Here is a 3,998-nt window from a genome sequence, read left to right as displayed (position 1 = left end):
TCCGCGGAGACCACCACGGTGTGGGACACCCCGGGGGTGTTGTCCACGAAATTGGTGATCAGCCAGTTCAGGTTCTGTGCGGCCTGGCTCATCTGAGTCAACTCAACGCTCCTGGTGGTTCGAGCCGCCGAAGAGATCGGTGCTGCGGTTCTGTCCGTTGCCGGACTGGTCTACCTGATCGGGGTCGATCCGGAAACTTCCGGTGTTGCCGGCGCTGCGGCCCTGCTCCACACCGCGGCGCAGGTTGGTGAGGCGGCCACGGACCTCCTCGGGGCTGCGGGAGACCTGCGGCCCGTCCTGCGGGGTGGACTTGGCGTTGCCGGGCACCAGGTTCTGCTTGGGCACGCGCCGCGGCAGACCGGCGCCGGTGGTGCCGGCGGAGGAGGGTTCGCGCAGCTGCTCGGCCCGCTGCCAGTCGCCGTCGTTCGGCGACTGCCAGGGGGAGCTGGCGGTCGGGCCGGTCGGGCCGTAACCGCCGAGCGAGGACACGTCGTGGCCGCGCGACTCGTGGGGGGACGAGTTGTCCTTGGCACCGGCGAACCAGTTCGGGCTGTCGCCGGTCGGCAGGGCGCCGGGCGGGGCGCTGCCGGGGCCACCGCCGGCCAGCTGCTCGCCGGGGCGGCGCTGCGGCAGCCCGGAGGCCAGGGTGGGGGCGGGGCCGGCCGCGGGCAGCGCGGGCTGCTCCGGGGCGTACGGGTGGCCGGCCGGGGCGTCCTGGGCCTGGCGGCCGTACGGGTCGGCGTAGCCGTCCTGCTGGTAGCCCTGCTGGTCGTAGCCGTACTGGTCGTCGGCGTACTGCTCGTCGGTGTAGCCCTGCTGGTCGTAGCCCTGCTGCGGGTACTGGTCGTAACCGTCCTGGGCGTAGCCGTCCTGCTGGTAGCCCTGCTGGTCGTAGCCGTACTGGTCGTCGGCGTAGGCGCCCTGCTGCTGGTAGCCCTGCGGGGCGTACTGGTCGTAGCCCTGCTGGAAGTCCTCCTCGACCTCGGCGTCCACGACCGGCGACTCGGGCCCGCCCTCCAGGGCCGCGCGGCGGACCTGGTCGAGGCGCTGCGAGCGCTGGACGGACTCCAGGGCCGGGCTGAAGCCGCTGGACCCGGAGTTGCCGATGCCGGTGAGGTGGTCGTCGAAGCCGAGCTCGGCGGCGCTGCGGGTCGGGGCGTCGGGCGCCCACGGGGAGGTCGGCTCCTGGTCGGCGAAGATCCGGGAGACGGTGAACTGCTCCTCGGGCTCCGGCGCGGCGCCGCCCTGGGTGACGAACGGCGGGAGCATGACCAGCGAGGTGGTGCCGGCCGACTCGCCGGACGGGCGGAGCTGGACGCGGATGTCGTGCCGCTGGGACAGCCGGCCGACCACGAAGAGGCCCATGCGGCGGGAGATGGTGGCGTCGACCGTGGGCGGCTCGGCCAGCTTCTCGTTGATCTCCGCGAAGTCCTCGGCGGTGAGGCCGATGCCCTTGTCGTGGATCTCGACCAGCACGCGGCCGTCCGGCAGGCGGGTCGCGTTGACCAGCACCCGGGTCTGCGGGCTGGAGAACGAGGTGGCGTTCTCCAGCAGCTCGGCGAGCAGGTGGACGAGGTCGGTCACGGCGGCGCCGACGACGTCGACCTCCGGGATGCCGGCGAGCTCGACGCGCTCGTACTGCTCCACCTCGGACGCGGCGGCGCGGAGCACGTCGACCAGCGGGACCGGGGTGTTCCAGCGGCGGCCGGCCTCCTCGCCCGCGAGGACGAGCAGGTTCTCACCGTTGCGGCGCATACGGGTCGCGAGGTGGTCCAGCTTGAAGAGGTTCTCCAGCTGGTCCGGGTCGGCCTCGTTGTTCTCCAGGTCGGTGATCAGCGCCAGCTGGCGCTGGATGAGGCCCTGGCTGCGGCGCGACAGGTTGGTGAAGATCGCGTTGACGTTCCCTCGGAGCAGGGCCTGCTCGGCGGCGAGCGCCACGGCCTGCTGGTGGACCTGGTCGAAGGCCCGGGCGACTTCGCCGATCTCGTCCTTGCCGTGCAGGGGGATCGGGGTCACCGAGGTGTCGACCCGGTCGGGGTCGGTCTTGGAGAGCTTCTCGACCAGGTCCGGCAGGCGGTGGTCGGCGATCTCCAGGGCGGCGCTGCGCAGGGTGCGCATGCCGAGGATCATCGAGCGGGCGACGTAGCCGGTGAGCAGGCCGGCCAGGATCAGCGCGGCGACGACGATGATCGTGTTGAGGATGGCGTCGTAGAGCGCGTTGTCCTTCAGGTTGCGGGAGTCGGTGAGGACGTCGTCCAGCAGCGCGACTTCGGTGTTCCGCAGGGCCTGGATGTGGGTTCCGGCGGCCTGGTTCCAGTTGTCCGGGGTCAGACCGGCGGCCTTCGCCTCGGCGAACGCCGCGTCGGCGTTGGTCTTGCCCTTCAGCTGCCCCTCGGCGGCGGCCTGGCTGTACGCCGCGGCCAGGTTCAGCAGGCCCTGCATGGTCGGCGCGGTGCCGTTCGGCATCTTGTACGCCGAGCGGTCCTGGGCGGTGGACAGGGCGACCTGCGCGTCCGCGTACTTCTTCGCGTCCTCGGGGGCGCTACCGGTGTTGAACTCGTTGAGGGAGACCTGCTCCAGCTTCTCCGAGACCAGGATCTGCTGGGTCGCGTCGGAGTTCTCGTACCGGGTGGTGCCGTTCTGCGCGATGCCGACCAGCAGGTGCAGCATCAGCGCGCGCTGGGTCGAGGCGGAGGCCTTGGCCAGCGACATCGCGTAGATCGCGCGGCCCTTGCTGGTGGCGTTGGAGGAGCCCATGCCGACCGAGTTGTCGTAGGCCAGCAGGGGGCCGTACAGCGCCGAGTAGGCGCTCGCGGTCGCACTGAGGAACAGCTCGGGGCTGTAGGCGTTGGCCCGCAGGTGCGGCAGGTCGACGACCATGGTCTGGAAGGCCTCGTGGCGACGGGGCAGCTCACCGGACTTGTCGGAGGCCGCGTAGGCGGCGTTGTACGCCTTCAGCGCGGCGTCGGTGTCGGCGCGGCGCTTGGTGACCTCGTTGTTCGGGTCCTGCTTGGTCAGCAGGGGTATGAGCGTCTTGTCACGCTCGTTCTCCAGCGCCTCGGCGAGCTCGGTCGCGGCCTTGGCCAGCTCGGCGGTCTTCTCGGCGCGGGACGCCTTGATGTAGCCGTCGACCGAGGTATTCACTCGCAGACCGCCGAAGACGAGACTGATGATCACGGGGATCAGCAGGATCGCGATCAGGCGGGTCGGCACGCGCCAGTTGCGCGGACGGAGGAAGTCGTACCGGCCGGCCTCGCCCTCGCCGCCCTGCGCGCCGCCCTTGCCGGGCGGTGAGGCGATGCTCGGGGGAGTCGGGGCCGGTCCGGCCTGGGGGCGTTCCTCGGTGGGAGTGAACGCGGAGAATCCGGCCGGGCCCGCGGGGGTACCGTTCGGCTCGCTCTGGCGGGGCTCGGAGCGCCGCTGCGGGGCGGGTTGCTGCTTACGCCTCACTCGACAACTACCTCTCGGCCGACTGCCGGCCATGGATCAATCCAGCGCTACCCCCGGGCCCTGACCCGTCACCGGACGAACCGAGGCGAGAGAATCAGGGGTAGCTGGAATTTCAGCACGTGCAGGGATGGGGAACAAACAGCCGCTGTCGGGCGCCCGCGTCGGCACAATTCGGACAATCACCGACATGACGGAGCAAAACCGTGGTGATCTGGCGCTGAGTGACGCTGATTCGCCACACTGCGTCATTGTTGATCACAAAATGCCTACCGAACTGTTATCCGCTGCTTATACACGGGTCTTGCGCGGGCCCCCGGGAGGACACCGGCCGGTAAGCGTGGCGGCCCCGTCGGCCCGTTGCGGAGACGGGTCTACGGGGCCGCTCGGTTCCGCTCGCCCGTACGTCGGGCCGCGGGTCCGGGGACCCGCGGCCCGACGCCTCCGACTCAGCGGAGCCGGGCGAGCAGGGCGTGTTCGACGAGGGTGATGAGGGCGCTCTTGGCGCTGTCGCGGCGGCGGGCGTCGAGGGTGATGACGGGGGTGTCGGC

Annotated in this window: 1 protein-coding gene and 2 pseudogenes; all 3 read right to left on the bottom strand. The window is 71.0% G+C overall.

Annotated elements, in window-relative coordinates; all coding sequences use genetic code 11:
* Window positions 1-92 (bottom strand): annotated as a pseudogene (locus ACIGG8_RS42750) (roadblock/LC7 domain-containing protein); the annotation flags it as partial.
* A gap of 10 nt (window positions 93-102) precedes the next feature.
* Window positions 103-3,450: a nitrate- and nitrite sensing domain-containing protein gene (locus ACIGG8_RS42745; RefSeq protein ID WP_396553976.1), complete on the bottom strand. Its 3,348-nt coding sequence runs from the start codon at window positions 3,448-3,450 to the stop codon at window positions 103-105.
* A 446-nt stretch (window positions 3,451-3,896) separates the two neighbouring features.
* Window positions 3,897-3,998, bottom strand: a pseudogene (locus ACIGG8_RS42740) (ATP-binding protein); the annotation flags it as partial.

Origin of the sequence: Kitasatospora sp. NPDC085464 (assembly GCF_044541955.1) — a bacterium.
GTDB lineage: Bacteria > Actinomycetota > Actinomycetes > Streptomycetales > Streptomycetaceae > Kitasatospora.
This window is presented reverse-complemented; position numbering and strand designations above follow the sequence as displayed.